14 protein-coding genes, 1 tRNA gene and 1 pseudogene are annotated in these 16,254 nt (G+C 70.7%); 10 read left to right on the forward strand and 6 right to left on the reverse strand.

Going from position 1 to position 16,254, the window contains the following annotated elements; translation table 11 throughout:
* Positions 1 to 16: 16 nt before the first annotated feature.
* Positions 17 to 286, reverse strand: a pseudogene (locus tag ABYF38_RS04755) (glycosyl hydrolase family 28-related protein); the annotation flags it as partial.
* Positions 287 to 1,160: 874 nt separating this feature from the next.
* Between ABYF38_RS04755 and ABYF38_RS04760 the strand changes: the two are divergent.
* From ABYF38_RS04760 to pknB, 8 genes are all read left to right on the forward strand, one after another.
* Positions 1,161 to 1,243: transfer RNA gene (locus ABYF38_RS04760), tRNA-Leu, on the forward strand.
* A gap of 127 nt (positions 1,244 to 1,370) precedes the next feature.
* Positions 1,371 to 2,069, forward strand: a complete 699-nt coding sequence (locus ABYF38_RS04765; protein ID WP_371151143.1) for an FhaA domain-containing protein — start codon at positions 1,371 to 1,373, stop codon at positions 2,067 to 2,069.
* Positions 2,066 to 2,602, forward strand: a complete 537-nt coding sequence (locus ABYF38_RS04770) for an FHA domain-containing protein FhaB/FipA (RefSeq protein WP_371151144.1) — start codon at positions 2,066 to 2,068, stop codon at positions 2,600 to 2,602. The genes ABYF38_RS04765 and ABYF38_RS04770 overlap by 4 nt, the downstream gene beginning before the upstream one ends.
* The gene (locus ABYF38_RS04775) at positions 2,599 to 4,008 is read left to right on the forward strand and encodes a PP2C family protein-serine/threonine phosphatase (protein ID WP_371151145.1); all 1,410 of its coding nucleotides are present in this window, start codon (positions 2,599 to 2,601) and stop codon (positions 4,006 to 4,008) included. The genes ABYF38_RS04770 and ABYF38_RS04775 overlap by 4 nt, the downstream gene beginning before the upstream one ends.
* Positions 4,008 to 5,633 carry an FtsW/RodA/SpoVE family cell cycle protein gene (locus ABYF38_RS04780; protein ID WP_371151147.1) on the forward strand — a complete coding sequence of 542 codons (1,626 nt, stop codon included), beginning with the start codon at positions 4,008 to 4,010 and terminating at the stop codon, positions 5,631 to 5,633. The genes ABYF38_RS04775 and ABYF38_RS04780 overlap by 1 nt, the downstream gene beginning before the upstream one ends.
* A complete protein-coding gene (locus ABYF38_RS04785) occupies positions 5,630 to 7,084 on the forward strand; it encodes a peptidoglycan D,D-transpeptidase FtsI family protein (RefSeq protein WP_371151148.1) in 1,455 nt (484 codons plus the stop codon). The genes ABYF38_RS04780 and ABYF38_RS04785 overlap by 4 nt, the downstream gene beginning before the upstream one ends.
* Before the next feature lies 1 nt (position 7,085).
* Positions 7,086 to 8,588 carry a serine/threonine-protein kinase gene (locus ABYF38_RS04790; RefSeq protein WP_371152994.1) on the forward strand — a complete coding sequence of 501 codons (1,503 nt, stop codon included), beginning with the start codon at positions 7,086 to 7,088 and terminating at the stop codon, positions 8,586 to 8,588.
* Positions 8,589 to 8,606: 18 nt separating this feature from the next.
* Positions 8,607 to 10,502: a Stk1 family PASTA domain-containing Ser/Thr kinase gene (gene pknB, locus ABYF38_RS04795; protein WP_371151149.1), complete on the forward strand. Its 1,896-nt coding sequence runs from the start codon at positions 8,607 to 8,609 to the stop codon at positions 10,500 to 10,502.
* Positions 10,503 to 10,606: 104 nt separating this feature from the next.
* Here the strand turns inward: pknB and ABYF38_RS04800 are convergent, their stop codons facing one another.
* The 4 genes from ABYF38_RS04800 to ABYF38_RS04815 are packed head-to-tail and all read right to left on the reverse strand — an operon-like array spanning position 10,607 to position 13,087.
* Positions 10,607 to 11,290 (reverse strand): anthranilate synthase component II, encoded by a 684-nt coding sequence (locus ABYF38_RS04800; protein ID WP_371151151.1) that lies wholly within the window; start codon positions 11,288 to 11,290, stop codon positions 10,607 to 10,609.
* Entirely contained in the window at positions 11,290 to 11,445 is a 156-nt protein-coding gene (locus ABYF38_RS04805; protein ID WP_371151153.1) for a hypothetical protein, read from the reverse strand. The genes ABYF38_RS04800 and ABYF38_RS04805 overlap by 1 nt, the downstream gene beginning before the upstream one ends.
* Positions 11,445 to 12,290 (reverse strand): class E sortase, encoded by an 846-nt coding sequence (locus ABYF38_RS04810; RefSeq protein ID WP_371151154.1) that lies wholly within the window; start codon positions 12,288 to 12,290, stop codon positions 11,445 to 11,447. The genes ABYF38_RS04805 and ABYF38_RS04810 overlap by 1 nt, the downstream gene beginning before the upstream one ends.
* Positions 12,287 to 13,087 carry a DUF881 domain-containing protein gene (locus ABYF38_RS04815; RefSeq protein ID WP_371151156.1) on the reverse strand — a complete coding sequence of 267 codons (801 nt, stop codon included), beginning with the start codon at positions 13,085 to 13,087 and terminating at the stop codon, positions 12,287 to 12,289. Before ABYF38_RS04815 ends, ABYF38_RS04810 begins: the two co-directional genes overlap by 4 nt.
* Positions 13,088 to 13,372: 285 nt before the next feature.
* On the opposite strand from ABYF38_RS04815, the gene ABYF38_RS04820 reads away from it, so the two are divergent.
* Together ABYF38_RS04820 and ABYF38_RS04825 are read left to right on the forward strand one after the other, a co-directional pair.
* On the forward strand, positions 13,373 to 13,639 hold the full coding sequence (locus ABYF38_RS04820) for a cell division protein CrgA (RefSeq protein WP_371151158.1): 267 nt from the start codon (positions 13,373 to 13,375) through the stop codon (positions 13,637 to 13,639).
* A 915-nt stretch (positions 13,640 to 14,554) separates the two neighbouring features.
* Entirely contained in the window at positions 14,555 to 14,755 is a 201-nt protein-coding gene (locus ABYF38_RS04825) for a hypothetical protein (protein ID WP_371151160.1), read from the forward strand.
* A 495-nt stretch (positions 14,756 to 15,250) separates the two neighbouring features.
* Here the strand turns inward: ABYF38_RS04825 and ABYF38_RS04830 are convergent, their stop codons facing one another.
* A complete protein-coding gene (locus ABYF38_RS04830; protein ID WP_371151161.1) occupies positions 15,251 to 16,132 on the reverse strand; it encodes a rhomboid family intramembrane serine protease in 882 nt (293 codons plus the stop codon).
* Positions 16,133 to 16,254: the final 122 nt, after the last annotated feature.

A 16,254-nucleotide genomic window follows, 5' to 3' on the forward strand; every position in this document is an offset into this window, starting at 1 on the left:
GGTCGTAGGTGCCCTTAGGGAAATAGATCGTTACCGGCCCGGTCAGGGTTTTCGCGTGCCTGATTGCGGCCTGCACCCCGGGCTGGGAGTCCCTGGTTCCGGTTGGGTCAGCCCCAAATTTGGTTACATCAACGATGGTTCCGGCAATCGGTTCAGCCGCCGAAACGGTCTGCGGAGCGGTAACGGCGCCCGGCTCCGCGGCGTGTGCGGTCAGTGCTCCTGTCATTGCTAGCGCCGTTGCTGCAAGACAAGCTGACACCCCAAAAAATGCGCGTCGTTGCGTCATGGGTGAAGTTTATGGGCCGCCAAAGCTGCGCGTGCCGGCTTTGAGCGTCGAATTAGTTAGCGGTGGGCTCCCATCTCGCGGCCGTCGATATGCGCGCCCGCCGCCCGCGCCGCAAATGCCGCACTCGGGTTCATCCGACCGCCCGGTGCCGCGCCTTCGACCATGCTCTTGCGTGCTCGGCGAATACCGCCGGCATGCGCCCGCCGTCCTCCCTAGTGGCCCCTGGTGCACGACGTTCCGCCCTCCCCTCCCCTCAGCGCCCGCCCCCTGGAGTGCGCAGGGGCGGCCCGCGTGCCCCGCCGATCCCGGCAGCCCGGTGCGCGCGGTGGCCGGGCGTGCGCGGTGGCCGGGCGATGACTGCCGCGAACCCCGACGCGCCCCACCGCCCCCCCAAGCTCGCAAATGCTGCAACGGGGTACATCCGACCGCCTGGGGGCACGGCACCGGCCGGTCGCACGTACCCCAACCGCACTCTTGTACGCTCCGGGGCACCGGCCGACCCCGACCCGGGCCGGCCATGGCGAGCCCGGCGGCAGTTGGCGTGTGCACGCCGTGGCCGGGCGTGCGCGGGGGCCGGGCGATGACTGCCGCGAACCCCGACGCGCCCCACCGCCCCCCCAAGCTCGCAAATGCTGCAACGGGGTACATCCGACCGCCTGGGGGCACGGCACCGGCCGGTCGCATGTACCCCAACCGCACTCTTGTACGCTCCGGGGCACCGCACCGACCCCGACCGACCCCGCCCCGGCCCGCCCCGGCCCCGTATCCCCGCTCACTTTGGCGTGGCCGATGCCACTGCGCTCGATTTGGCGGGTCGTGCGGGGCCGTGCTAGATTTATCGAGCTGTTGCGGACCGCAAAGTCCGTGACCACTAGCGCGAGTGGCGAAATGGCAGACGCGCACGGTTCAGGTCCGTGTGCCCGTGAGGGCGTGGGGGTTCAACTCCCCCCTCGCGCACAAATGCCGGCGGTTTCTACCGCCGGTTTTTTGTTTGCGGCATAACTTCCCTGAGGCGTCGTGGCGAGCATCCCCTAGCCTGTCCCGCTACCATCGGATGTAACTATCTACTGCGATAGGAGGCAGCATGGGCGTTTTTGACCGGGTAGAGCACCGTATCGAGCGCTTGTTCAAGGGCGCCTTTGACCTCAACCGTGGTGGCCTGCAGCCCGTGGAGCTCATCTCCGCAGTGCGCAAGACGATGGACGACAACGTGATCACGCTGGATCGCGACCGCGTGGTGGCCCACAACGCCTTCGTTATCCGCCTGGCGGCGGAGGACCGGGCGCAGCTGGCCACGGCTGGCGAGGACGTGCTCACCGACGAGTTCGCGGCCGCCGCCACCGACCACGGCTTTTCCCAGGGATATTCCTTCATCGGTCCCGTCACGGTCGCATTCGAGACGGACCCGGAGATGGTCTCCGGCCAGTTCCTGGTGATGGGCGCCAACCAGCGCGGCAGTGTCGCCCCCGCCGGGGCGATCCCGGCCAGCCCGGCCCACCCGGTGGTGGAGATCGCCGGGCGGCGCTACCTGCTGACCGGACCACGGGTGACGATCGGGCGCGGCTCGGGCGCGGGCATCGTGGTGGACGACTCCGGGGTCTCCCGGGTCCACTGTGAACTCAGCGTGACCCCGCAGGGCACGATCCTGACCGACCTCGGCTCCACCAACGGCACCTTCGTGGAGGGCCACCGCGTGGACGCCGCCACCCTGGTGGACGGCAACACGGTCACGATCGGGCGCACGAGCTTCCTTTTCTGGACCTCCCCTGGGGACGTCGCGTGAGCGAACTCGCCTTCACCCTGCTGCGCTTCGGTTTCCTGGCGCTGCTGTGGGTGTTCATAGCCTTGATCGTGGGGGTGCTGCGCCGCGACCTGTTTGGCCCCACCGTGCGCTCCCGGGGCGCGGGCAGGCCTGCCCCGACCCCGCCTGCCTCCGTTGGTCAACGCACCCTCTCGCGGCTGGGGCGCGGCGGGGCCGGCCCGGTTGCCGCCCCTTCCCACGACTCCCCCGCCGCCGTGGCGGCCCCGCCGCTGCGGCTGCTGGTCACCCAGGGGCCGCTGGCAGGCACCTCGATCCCGCTGGTGGGCACCTCCGTGGTGGTGGGCCGCTCCCCTTCCTCCACCCTGGTGCTGGATGACGGCTACGCCTCCTCCCGCCACGCCCGCTTCTATCCGGGCGACGGCGGCTGGTTCGTGGAGGACCTGGGCTCCACCAACGGCACCCTGGTGGACAACGAGAAGATCAAGGCCGCCACCCCGGTCGGGGTGGGCAGCTCGGTGCGCATTGGCCAGACCGTGATTGAGCCGCGCCGATGAGCATAGTTTTCAATTACGCGGCCCGTTCAGATGTTGGGCTGGTCAGGCGCAACAACCAGGACTCGGCCTACGCGGGCCCGCACCTGGCGGTGATGGCCGACGGCATGGGCGGCCCCGCCGGCGGCGACATCGCCTCCTCGGTGGCGGTTGCTCACCTCTCCGCCCTGGACTCCGATTCGCACGGCGCGGACGACCTGCTCAGCCTGCTGCGCGGCGCGGTCAACGACGCCCACCAGGAGCTCAAGGAGCGCTCCACGCTGGACCCGGAGCTGGCCGGCCTGGGCACCACCTGCATCGCCCTGCTGCGCAGCGGCAACAAGCTGGCCATGGTGCACGTGGGCGATTCGCGCGCCTACCTGCTGCGCGACGGCCAGTTCACCCAGGTCACCACTGACCACACCTTCGTCAACTTCCTGGTGCAGACCGGCCGGCTCACCGAGGAGGAGGCGGCGCGTCACCCGCAGCGCAGCGTCATCCTGCGCACCCTGGGCGATTCCACGGAGGCCCTGGAGCTGGACGAGTCCGTGCGGGAGGCCAGGGCCGGCGACCGCTGGCTGCTGTGCTCCGACGGCCTGTCCGGCGTGGTCTCTGCGGACACGATCGCCACCGTGGTCAGCGCCGGCACGGACCCTGACACGTGCGCCGACGTCCTGGTGGACCTGGCCCTGCGGGCCGGCGCCCCCGACAACGTCTCGGTGGTCGTGGTGGACGTTTTGGACGACGCTACCTCCGACGTTTCTGGCCTGCCCACCGCCCCCCAGGTTGTTGGCAGCGCCGCGACGAACCGGCTGGCCCGCAGCCGGGGCGGCACCTCTGCCGCCGCGCGGGCCGCCGCCCTGACCAGCCCCGCCGCTGAGGGCGAGGGTGGCGAATCGGAGCGGGCGGAGGAAACGTCGTCCACCGGCGGCAAACGGGGCAGGTGGCGCCGGCGTTTGGCCTTTTCCTTTGCCGGCCTGGTGCTGCTGGGGGCGCTGCTGTTCGGCGCGTCGATGTGGGCGCAGTCGTACTACTACGTGATCGGCACCGGCGCCACGGTGGAGATCTATCGGGGCATCCCGCAGCAGCTGGGCCCCATCCAGTTGTCTGAGAAGTACGAGGACACCGGCGTGAGCGTGGAGAGCCTGGCCCCCGGGGTGCGCGCCCGCCTGCAGACGGCAGTGATCCGCCCCTCGCTGCAGGAGGCGCGCGACTACGTCAGCTCGCTGGAGGTCCAGCGCATGGCCGTGCCCACGCCCACGCCGGACGTCGGCGCCACCCCGGGCCTGTACAGCCCGGCCTCGCCGTCACCGACACCGGCCTCCCCAGCACCGGCCTCCCCGGCACCGAGCACGCCGGCCACGGCCACCCCGGCCGCGTCCACGGCCCCCGCCGTAGTCTCGCCAAGCCCCACGAGCAGTAGCGAGTAATGGCAACGGTCTCCCACACCCCCGGCAAGCGGCGCTACTTCACCGAAGTGGCGCTCCTTCTGCTTGCCCTGGGCGTGGGGGTGGCCGCCTACCTGCTGGTCGTGGTGGGGAACACCGGCCAGCTCCCGCCCGGCCTGGGCACCCACCTGGCCTCGCTGGCCGGGGCGGGCCTGGTCACCTACGGGGCGGTGAAGTGGCTGGCGCCCTACGCGGACCCGGTGATCCTGCCGGTGGCCTTCGCGCTCAACGGGCTGGGCCTGGCGATGATCTACCGGCTGGACATCAGCTACCTGGCCGCGGAGCACTACGACCAGGTGGTGGGTAACAAGCAGCTCCTGGTCACCGCCGTGGGGCTGATCGCGGCCCTGGCGGTGCTGTTCCTGGTGCGCGACCACCGCAACCTGAAGCGCTACACCTACCTGTCGCTGTTGGCCAGCGTCGTGCTGCTCCTGCTGCCGCTGGTGCCCGGGCTGGGTGTCTCCCAGTACGGGGCGAACATCTGGATCGACCTGAAGGTGGCCACCTTCCAGCCGGCGGAGCTGGCCAAGATCCTGCTGGCGGTCTTCTTTGCCTCCTACCTGGCCGACAACCGGGACAACCTGGCGCTGACCGGCAGGAAGCTGGCGGGGATGCGCCTGCCGCGCCTGCGCTACACCACCCCGCTGCTGGTGGCCTGGCTGGTGGGCGTGGGCATCCTGGTGCTGCAAAACGACTACGGCACCTCCGTGCTGCTCTTTGGCCTGTTCGTGATCATGCTGTACGTGGCCACGGACCGGCCCGCCTGGATCGCCATCGGCTTCCTGGCCGCCGCGGCAGCGGGCTACGGCGCCTACCTGCTCAAGCCGCACATCGCCAACCGCGTGGTGGCGTGGCTGCACCCGCTGGACCCGGAGGTCTACGCCAGCGGCGGCGGCTCCTTCCAGCTGGTGCAGGGCTTGTTCGGCTTCGCCACGGGCGGGCTGACCGGCACCGGGCTGGGCAACGGCCACCCCACGCTGGTGCCGTTTGCGAACTCTGACTTCATCGTGGCCTCCTTCGGGGAGGAGCTGGGCGTGACCGGGGTGTTTGCCATCCTGGCCCTGTACGGGATCCTGGTGGAGCGGGGGCTGCGCATCGCCATCGGCGCGCGCGACGGCTTCGGCAAGCTGCTGGCCACCGGCCTGGCGTTCTCCATCGCCCTGCAGGTGTTCGTGGTGGTGGGCGGCCTGACCCGAGTGCTGCCGCTGACCGGCCTGACCACGCCGTTCCTGGCCGCCGGCGGCTCCTCGCTGCTGTCCTCCTGGATCATCATCGCCCTGCTGCTGCGCATGAGCGACGCCGCCCGCCGCCCGCAGGCCGCCCCCGTGCTGGGGGACGCCGCGCTGCCGGCCGCCCTGATCGGTGAGCTGGACCGCGACCAGGCCCGGGTTGGTATGGCCGACGCTGCCCGCTTGGCGCCCGCACGTTTCGGCGCGGCCGCGACCGGCGGGCACGATGGCGCCGCCCCCTTCAACGGTGACTGCTTCAACGGTGACGCCCGGGGAGACGCGGCCTGCGGGGGCGAGGAGTCCGGCGGCGCAGTGCTGCAGGGCGGCGCCGCGCCGGTGGAGCCGGACGACAACCCGACCACGGTGGTGCGGCTGTGAACAAGCAGATCCTGACCACCGCGCGCATCGCTGCGCTCCTGTTTGTGCTGCTCTTCGCGGCCGCCTCGTACGTGCAGGTGATCGCCGCCCCGGGCCTGAACGCGGACCCGCGCAACGTGCGCGCCATCTACGAGACCTACGGCCGCGAGCGCGGCCCGATCGTGGTGGGGGAGGAAAAGGTGGCGTCCTCCTCCCCGGTCAACGACGTCTTTAAGTACCTGCGTTCCTACTCCAACGGTCCGCTCTACGCGCCGGTGACCGGCTACTACTCCACGGTCTTTGCCTCGGCCACCGGGCTCGAGCAGGCCGCCGGACCGGTGCTCAGCGGCACCGCCTCCTCCCAGTGGTTCTCCCGCATCGCCCAGCTGTTTGCCGGCTCCCAGCCGCGCGGTGGGGCCCTGGAGCTGACCCTGGACGCGGCGACGCAGCAGGCGGCCTGGGACGCGCTGGGGGACAAGCGCGGCGCGGTGGTGGCCATCGAGCCGGCCACGGGGCGCATCCTGGCGCTGGTGTCCAAGCCGTCGTTCGACCCGAACCAGCTGGCGGTCCACAACCGGGTGGAGGCCGAGGCGGCCTACCACGCGCTGTCTGAGGACCCGGGCAGGCCGTTGATGAACCGCGCCATCGCGGGCGACCTGTACGCCCCGGGCTCCACGTTCAAGATCATCACCGCCTCCGCGCTGCTCACCAGCGGCACCGTCACCCCGGACACCCTGCTGGATGCGCCCGCAGAGCTGGCCCTGCCTGACTCCAGTTCGATCCTGCGCAACTACGGCGGGGCCTCCTGCGGCAGCGGCACGGTGACCCTGCAGGAGGCCTTCGACCTGTCCTGCAACACCCCCTTCTCGCTCTACGCCATGGAGCTGGGCGGGCAGGCGCTGGCAAAGGAGGCCGCCAACTACGGCTTCGGGGACGAGCTGGAGATCCCGCTTGCGGTGACGGCCTCGGTCTACCCGGCCACCGCCAGCAAGTCCGAGGTGGCGATGAGCGCGATCGGCCAGTTCGACGTGCGCGCCACCCCGCTGCAGATGGCCCTGGTGGCCGCCACGATCGCCAACGGCGGCAAGCAGATGAGCCCGTACCTGATCGAGCGGGAGCTGAACGCGGACCTGCAGGTGATCTCCAGCTCCAGTCCGAAGGAGCTGCGCCAGTCCACCAGCCCGGAGGTGGCCGCCCAGCTGCGCGCGCTCATGGTCAGCGAGGTGGAGAACGGCACCGGTAACGCCGCGGCCATCCCGGGCGTGAGCGTGGGCGGCAAGACCGGCACGGCCCAGACCGGCAGCGACGTGGGCGGCCCCCACACGTGGTTCGTGGGCTTCGCGCCGGCAGACAACCCCCGCATCGCCATCGCGGTGCTGGTGGAGGGCGGCGAGCAGGCCGCCGGCGAGGACACGGGCGGCAGCGTGGCCGCCCCGATCGCCCGGCAGATCCTGGAGGCCTTCCTTGATTGAGATGAAGCTTTACGGGGGCCGGTACCGGCCGGTGGAGAAGATCGCCACCGGCGGGATGGGAGAGGTCTGGCGCGCCGCCGACGAGCGCATGCCCGGCACCGAGGTGGCGTTGAAGGTGCTGCGCCCGGACCTGGCCGGTCAGCGCACCCTGCTGCTGCGCATGGAGGCCGAGGGCCGCAACGCCGCCGGCCTGCACCACCCCGGCCTGGCGGAGGTGCTCAACTACGGCGTGGACGGCCCGAGCGCGTGGATCGCGATGGAGCTGGTGGAGGGCCGGCCGCTCACCGACTTCCTGCGCGGCGGGCAGCGCCTGGCCCCGGCGCGCGTGGCGCACGTGCTGTCGGCCACCGCAGCGGCCCTGGGGGCGGCGCACCGGGGCGGGATCATCCACCGCGACGTCAAGCCCTCCAACCTGCTCATCACTCCCGCCGGGCAGGTCAAGCTCACCGACTTCGGCATCTCCATCGCTGCCGACCAGACGCCGATGACGCAGGCCGGCCAGGTGATGGGTACGGCCCAGTACCTGGCCCCCGAGCAGGCGATGGGGCGCCCGGCCACGCCGGCCGGCGACCTGTACGCGCTGGGCGTGGTGGCCTACGAGGCCCTGGCCGGGCGGCGCCCGTTCACCGGGAAGAACGAGGTGGACATCGCCTTCGCGCACGTCAACGACGAGGTGCCGCCCCTCCCGGACGACGTTCCGCCCGCCCTGGCCCAGCTGGTCATGTCCCTGCTGGTCAAGGACCCCACGCGCCGGCCCCGCAACGCCGACTCCGTGGCGCGCCAGCTCGAATCCCTGGCCTGGGAGCTGGACCCTGTCAGCGGCGGCACCGACTGGTTGGAGCACTCCAGCCCGCGCGATGACTCCGAGGACGCCGAGGAGGAGCCCGGCCGCGTGGTGGAGGCCGCTCGGGTCGCCCGTGCCGCCATCGGTGGGCTGCGCCGCCGCGCGCGCCGCGCCAGCATGGACGACGCTCCGCCCGCCGTCCCCACGGGCACGCCCGCCCCGCGCGCCGGCGCCGAACGCGCCCAGGTCGGCCACCGCGACCACGCCGCCGTGGAGGGCGCCCGCACCGACCACGCAAATGCGGGCCGCACCCGCGCCCGCCGCGCCGCTCTTGCCGCGCCCGTTGGCCCGGCCGCACCGGCTGGCGTGCCCGCGCCCGGCGCGGGCAGCGCCACCGGGCCGCAGGTAGGGGCGGCAGCGTCGGCCACCCACGTCCCAGCCAAGGCGGCGCGTCCCACGCAGCGGCGCGCGACGGACGGACCCCCCACCTCGCGCCAGGAGCGCCGTACACTGCGGTGGCCCGACGTCGGCGCCGCTCAGCAAAACGGCAGCGAGGCCGCCGCACCCGCCGGGCGCGCGCCGGCCCACGCCGCCACCGAACCACACATTCTTTCCGGCCTAGGCTCGCTCGGCACCCTGCCGCGCACCAAGGTCCTGGGCGCCGGAAGCGCAATCTTGGCCGTACTGCTCAGCATCGCAGTCCTGGCTCTGGCAGGTTAGGGAGTTGAAAGGATAAAAATGACGCAGCTTCCCAAACTTCTAGGCAACCGATACGAGATCGGGCACCTCATCGGACGCGGTGGGATGGCCGACGTGTACGTGGGCTTCGACTCGCGCCTCAAGCGCACCGTGGCGATCAAGCTGCTGCGCTCAGACCTCGCGCGGGACCCCATGTTCCAAACCCGGTTCCGCCGCGAGGCCCAGAGCGCCGGCCGCCTCAACCACCCCGCGATCGTGGCAGTCCACGACACCGGCGAAGAGGACATGATGGCCGCCGACGGCACCGTTGGCCCCATCCCCTACATCGTCATGGAGTACGTCGAGGGCCACACCGTGCGCGAGCTCCTCAGCGAAGGCGACCCGGTGCCGATCCCCGAGGCCGTGGAGATCGTCGCCGGCATCCTCTCCGCCCTGGAGTACTCCCACCGCGAGGGGATCGTCCACCGCGACATCAAGCCCGGCAACATCATGCTCACCACCGCCGGCCAGGTGAAGGTGATGGACTTCGGCATCGCCCGCGCCATGGAGGACTCCCAGTCCTCCATGACCCAGACGCACGGCGTGGTGGGCACCGCCCAATACCTCTCCCCCGAGCAGGCCCGCGGCGAAGTGGTGGACTCCCGCTCCGACCTGTACTCCACCGGCTGCGTGCTCTACGAACTGCTCACCGGGCGCCCCCCGTTCTCCGGCGACACCGCCGTCTCCGTGGCCTACCAGCACGTCCAGGAGCTGCCCAAGCCGCCCTCGTCGCTGGCCGCCGACATCCCCGGCGACCTGGACCGCGTGGTCCTGAAGGCCCTAGCCAAGAACCGCGACCACCGCTACCGCGACGCCTCCGAGATGCGCGCCGACCTGCTCAAGGCCGAGCGGGGCCAGCCCGTGCTCGCCCCCGCCGTCTCCCACTGGGCCACCGCCCCCAACCCGGCCGCCGCCAACACCGTTGCCCTGGCCGCGGCCACCGCCCTCACCCCGGCGGTGCCCGCCCCGGCCCCGCCCGCCCCGCCCGTGCTGAGCGACTCCGCGCAGTCCTCCTCCATGCACGGCGCCCCGGAGGACGTCTCCAGGCGCCGCGAGGCCGCACTGCGCGAGCAGAAGCGCAAGAAGCGCCTCCTGTGGACCTGGATCGCCGTCGCCCTGGCCGTCCTAGTCGTCGGCGTGGGCGCATTCGCCATCCTCAACGGCAAGGAGGCAGAGCCCACCACCGTGGCCGTCCCCGAACTGGCCGGCCTGGACCAGGGCCAGGTGCAGCAGGTGCTGCTCGAAGCCGGACTCAAGTTCGAGCTGGGCCCCGAAACCCTCTCCGCCGACGTCGAGCGCGGCAAGTTCGTCTCCGCAGACCCCGCCGTCGGCAGCCAGGTGGCGCCCGGCTCCGTGGTCAAGGTGTCCTTCTCCGGCGGGCCACAGACCTTCGCCTTGCCAGACCTGCGCAACCGCAGCCTGCAGCAGGCCCGCGACGAACTGGCCGCGCTCGGCCTAGAGGTCGGCGCCCTCACCAGCGAAGACTCCGGCAAGCACGAGCAGGACGCCGTCATCCGCACCAACCCCGAGCCCGGCACCCCCGTCAAGGCCGGCGACAAGGTAGACCTGGTCTACTCCACCGGCCTCGTCGCCATCCAGGACTTCACCAACAAGATGCTCGTGGACGCCGAACAGTTCTTCACCGACAACGGCATCACCGCCTCCATCACCTACGAGGAGTCCGACCTCACCCCCGGCACCGTGCTGCAGCAAAACCCCGCCACCGGCAAGGTAGGCCGCGGCTCGCGCGTGAACCTGCTAGTCGCCCGCGAACGCTCCACCCCCACCCCGCAGCCCACGCCCACCCCGCCGCCGGCCTCCACGCAGGCACCCGAGCCGGGCACCCCCTCAGAGGACCCCTCCGCCTCCGCGGAGCCCACCGGCAGCGGCGGCTAACACCCACGCCGCTCGGGCCTGCCAGGTCCACGAGAAGGGGCGGGGGCGGCCAGAACCTCAATTCGCGTTCTGGCCACCCCCGCCCCGCTGTATCCGCGCCGGGCCTAGCCCCCGGCCACCGCGGGAGCCAAACCCAGGGAGCGCTCCACCGCCCCGGCCCCGCCGATCTCCTCCAGCCACGTGGCGAACATGCGGTGACCGCCCTGCGTGAGCACCGCCTCCGGGTGGAACTGCACCGCCTCCGCGCGCGCTGAGCGGTGCCGCAAACCCATGATGATCCCGTTCTCGGTGCGGGCCGTCACCTCCACCTCCTGCGGCAGCGTCTCCGGGCGCACCGCCAGCGAGTGGTAGCGCGTCACCCGCACCGGCTGCGGCGCGCCCGCGAACACGCCCACGCCCTCGTGCTCCACCAGCGAGGTGCGCCCATGCATCAGCTCCGGCGCGTGCGACACCGTGGCCCCACACACCTCCGCCAACGCCTGCATGCCCAGGCACACCCCAAACATCGGGATGTCCCGCTCCAGGCACTGCCGGATCACATCCATCGACTGGCCCGCCTCCGCCGGCGCGCCCGGCCCCGGCGAGATCAACACCCCATCGAAACCATCCAGCGGCGGCACCACGTCGTTGCGGGCCACCGTCACGCGCGCACCCAGCTGCTCCAAGTAGCCCACGATCGTGTACACGAACGAGTCGTAGTTATCCACCACGAGCACCCTCGGGGCGTACCCCGCCTCACCGGGAACCGGCCCCGCCTGGGGGGCGTCAGCGGCAACGTCGTCCATCATCACTCCACCGTGATCTCATTCATCCCAGTGACCCGCACGAACCACGGAAAACCCCACTGGAACAACACGAACACCACGGCCGCGAACAACAACAGGCACTGCAGCGCCTTCAGCCACTTCGGGCCGGGCAACGCACGGAACAAGGCGGCATACATCAGTTAGACCCCATCTCTGCCGGGCGGCCCGCATCACGCGGCAGCCAGTAATCGAACTCCGTGTAGACGATGTAGCGGTGCGTGTTACCCCACTCCGGGTCGCACGTCGTCATCGTCATCAAACGCTTCGTGGGCTCCTGCCCCGGGGCGTGCGGCACCGGCGCGATCACCTCCACCTGATCCGGGTCCACGATCTCGTAGCTCGTGACCCGGTAAACCAGCCAGGCCTCCGCCGTCTCCACGATCACCGGGTCACCCGTCTGCAGCTTGTGCACGTCCCGGAAGTTGTGGCCCGCCGTCTGCCGGTGGCCCGCCACCGCGAAGTTGCCGAGCTCGCCCGGCTGCTGCGTGTCCACGTAGTGGCCCGCGTAACCCAGGTCCAGCAGGCCCGCCGCGAACGTGCCCTCCGCCAGCGGGATCGCCATGTTGTCCCACCTGGGCACGTGAATCGTCCCGAAGATCGCGTAATCGTCCGCAGGCTGGTGCACGGGCGGGTTATCCCGCCGCTTCTGCTCCTCCACCGCCGGGGTGGTAGGCGCTGGAACCTTGGCCACCTGCTCCTGGAAGATCTCCAGGCCCTTTTGCATCGTCACCTGCGCCTGCCAGGTGGTCCAAAACACCTGCCACACCACGAACAGGGCCATCACCACGCCGGCCGTCAGCAACAGCTCGCCGATCACCCCGGAGACCGTCACCGACGGCGGCGCCACCTTCGCCACGTGCCGCGGTCGGTACGGCTCCCGCCTCGCCTCGCCCTCCAGCTCGTCGGCCTGCGGGTTGTTGGCCTGCGGGTTGTCACCGTCGCGGACGAAGCCACCGTCCCCGGAAGAATAGTTAGCGCTCACTCGCTTACCTTCGCATAAAGCAACACGTTTGCCCCCGTATGCGGGGCGATACTCAACGCATCGACGGGGCTGAGCTCCCAGCCTAGACCCAAAACCTGCACGTACTGCCGGTAGATCTGCACCTGCCGGGAGGCGTCCAGCGCCGCCGTGAGAGCAGCCGGATCCCCGATCGCTTCCACCACGTACGGCGGCGAATAGTGAAAACCGTTGATGTACAGCACGTTGCCCACACACCTGATCGACGTGGTGGACACGATCCTGTGCCCCTGCACCGACAGCGCCTCCGCGCCACCCGCCCGCAGGGCGTTCAGCACACCCTCGATGTCACCCTGGTGGACCACGTAGTCGTCGTTCGTGAACTCGCCCGGGCCCGTGTCCGGCACCTTGGCGTCCCACAGCCTCACCCGCACGCCCGGGCCCGTCACCGCCACCCGGCCCGCAGCCACCGAGCGGGCCCCATTGGGGGCCGGCAGCGCGCCCGGGGAGGCCCGGTTCAGGATCTGCGCCACCTGCTCACGCAGCTCCTGGTTCACCAGCTCCGCCTGCGCAAACTTCTCCGCCCGCGACTGCGCCAACGAAACCAGGTCGCGCACCTCCGCGCTCTCCGTGTCCTGCCTCGTGCCGATGTTCACCGTCGCCAGCACCGCCCCCAGGAACAGCACCACCGGCACCGCCAGCGACGACCACGACAGGCGCGGGAACGCCAACGCGCTAGTCAGCCACCGGCGCAGCACCAGTCCGGGCCTGCCCCGCCCCTGCGCGCGCGCCGCGATAGCCTCCACATCCAGGGGCTCCATCACGCGTGTCTCGTGCCGCAGCGGCGCCCTGATGGCCCGCAGATGCGTGGTATCCAGGCGGCGCGGGTCGTGAATCGAGAGCCGTCCCGGGCGCGTGCGCAGCCGCAGCGAATCGCGAACCGAACGCCGCGTGGGCTGGTCAGGCTGCGCTGATTGCTGACTTGGCGGCTGATCGTGCACGGCGCGGACCCTTCACGTTGTGATTAGCGGCCTTCAAAAGGCTACGCTAAGGGGCGGACAATGAGCAGCTCTCCCACGCGGCGAGCAAAGATTCAAGGAGGACTCGTGCCTGAGTCGAAGAAGCGGAAGCACCGCGGCCGTACCGTGCACGCGGACACCGAGATCCGCCCCTCGTGGAACGACGACATCAAGCCCGCCCCGAGCTGGTGGGCCCCGGTAATGCTGATCCTGATGGTGGTGGGCCTGGTCTGGGTTGTCGTCACTCACCTGGCCAACGGCCTCTACCCGATTCCCGGCATCGGGGATTGGAACCAGGCGATCGGCTTCGGTGTCATGATCGTCGGCTTCCTGATGACCCTGCGCTGGCGGTAACCCCAGCCACTCGGTCCTAGCCGAATGCCTCCAGGTGGGGCGCGCCGTGATGATCGTGGGCGCGCCCCACCTTTTGCTGTCCGCCGCCCGGCACCGCCCGCCTCTGGTCGCCCCGTCGGCACCCTGCCGGCCCGCCTCTGGTCGCCCCGTCGACGCACTGCCGGCCTCCTCCGGTCTCCCGTCTCCCGCCGGCCCGCCTCCCCAACTCAGGCGCCCTCCTTGGCCACCCCGCCCGGCCGACGCCCCGCCGGCCGATTCCGTCGATCACCGCCGCCCCTATCTGGCCTTCCCCACCCACCGAGTTATCCACAGGCTTTTCCACACCTGTGGGAAATTACAAGCGTGTAAGACCTGGCCGCGCCGGCCCAGCTTCCTGGAGGTTTGCCCCATGCCCCTGCCCGGCGACTCCCGGTTTCCCACCAACTCTGGCCCTCCTGGCGCGCTTTCGTTGGAGGATTCCCGCAACGCTCGCCTTCTCCACAGCTTTTGGGGATAAGTGGGTGGATAACTGTGGGAAATCGGGTGCTCGGATCCGGCACGACCCTCCCCCGGCCGCGGGTTTCGCGCCAAATGGCGCAGTGGACACTCTTCCCACAGCCTGTGGAAAGCCTGTGGGCATCTCCTTGTCGGTGCCCGCCCGGGTCAGCCGGTGTTGCGCAACCGGTTGGGCCTTTGTTGTTCCCGTTGAGCCCTTGTTGTAGCCGTCGCGGCTTTCTTTCTTGTAGCGCTATGGGGCCGATTAACGCCTCAATAGGTCACACAAAGGCCCAAGGGCAGCAACAACGGCTGGAACACTGCAACAAAGGCTCAACCGCTTGCGCACGAACCCACCAGCCGTGACCTCCCGCCCCCCTGCCGGCGGGCATGGCTGGGACCGACTGGGCGCGGGCCAGGCGGCGGGCACTAAGGCGATGCGTGCTCGATCGTACTGGCCCCACTCCCCCGACCCAGACGAGGGTGCAGTCCGACAAGATGGAGGCGCTGATCGACGCTACCTACTCCCCCGCCCCAGGCAGGGGCACGGTGCGCTGGACCGATAGCGCGGACACCGCCACGGCGGGGACCCTGGGCGTGGGCACCACGGCCCGCACCACCCCGCCGCCTCAGCCCGCCTGAAGGGGACTAGGAGCTAGGTACTCGAACACACGGCCTCTACCAATAGCCAACTCAGGCAGTGGAGCAGAGCGCGGGACCGCTAAAGCGGTCCCGCCCCGACGAGGGCCGGGCGGGGCTTCCGTGCGATCAGCAGCGTCGCACCGGCCCGGCCCCGCCCTGGGGGCCGCGCGAGGCACCGGTGCGCAAACGATTGTGGGCTTAGTCGACCAATTGAGCTTTTGCTGCAGCTCTTGAGCCTTTGCTGCACCTCTTGAGGGGTTACCCGCTCGGGTAACCCCTCAAGAGGTGCACCAACCCCACGACCGGTTCACCAACCCCACGAGAGGTGCACTAAGCCCTCGACCGTTTGCGCAACCGCCGGCCACCGATTCCCCCACCGACGCCCCGCCTCCCCCTCGCCAATCGCCCCGCCCAGGCCAGCCCAGGCCAGGCCGCAAAGCGAACCGCCCGGTTCCCCACCGGGGAACCGGGCGGCCAACGCTCGTGCGCGCGAACCTACGCCACTAGGGCGTAGCGCAGCACCACAGCGCCCACCTCCAGGGCGCCCAGCACGGCCAGGGATGCCAGGGTGCGGGCGTTGCGGGCCCCCCACAGGGCTGCCCCGCGCTTGCCGGCGCGGAATGCCGCCGCGCCGCGCTTGCGGTCCGCGGCGCGGGCGCTCATGAGCAGGTAGCCGGCGGCCACGCCCACCACGAGGCCGCCCAGGTGGCCCTGCCAGGAGATGTTGGGCAGGGTGAAGCTGATTAGCGCGTTGATACCCAGGACGATGAGGATCTGGGTGGTGTCGGCGTTCAGGGAGCGCTGGATCGCGAAGATGGCGCCGAACAGGGCGAAGATCGCGCCGGAGGCGCCCACGGTGCCGCTCACCCAGGCAGCGGAGGTGGGGTCGGACAGCCACAGGACGGCCACGGACCCGCCCAGGGCCCCCAGCAGGTAGAGGGACAGGAACTGGGCGCGCCCTAGGGCGGTCTCCAGGGTGCGGCCGAGCAGGTAGAGGGCGTACATGTTGAACGCCAGGTGGGCCAGGCCGCCGTGCAGGAACGTGGTGGTGAGGAAGCGGTAGAACTCGCCCTCACCGGCCGCCGGGGAGAACGCCAGGGTGTAGAAGAGCTTCGGATTGATCTGCTCGGCCAGGAACACGAGCACGCACGCGGCGATCAGCACGTAGCTGACCAGCGGCCCCTGGACCCGGGAGAGCTTGGCGGCCACGGCGCTGCTGGGCCGGCCCGCCTTGGCGCAGGAGGTGCAGTGCACGCCCACTGCGGCCCGCACCTGACAGTCCGGGCACACCGCGTTGCCGCAGCGCTGGCACAGCACCCAGCTGGGCCGGCCGTGGGCGCGGCAGCGGGGAGTTGCCGGCATGGTGGTCTCGCTCATGGATCGCCTTCCTTCTCTAACCGGGCGGGCCTGTCCAAGCCGCGCCGGCCCGTCCATGCCGCGCGGGCCTATTCGGGCGCGGGCGGGCGCACCCCACCTTGTCACAGTTTGCTGGGCTTTGC

This window comes from Buchananella sp. 14KM1171 (genome assembly GCF_041380365.1).
Lineage (GTDB): Bacteria > Actinomycetota > Actinomycetes > Actinomycetales > Actinomycetaceae > Buchananella > Buchananella felis.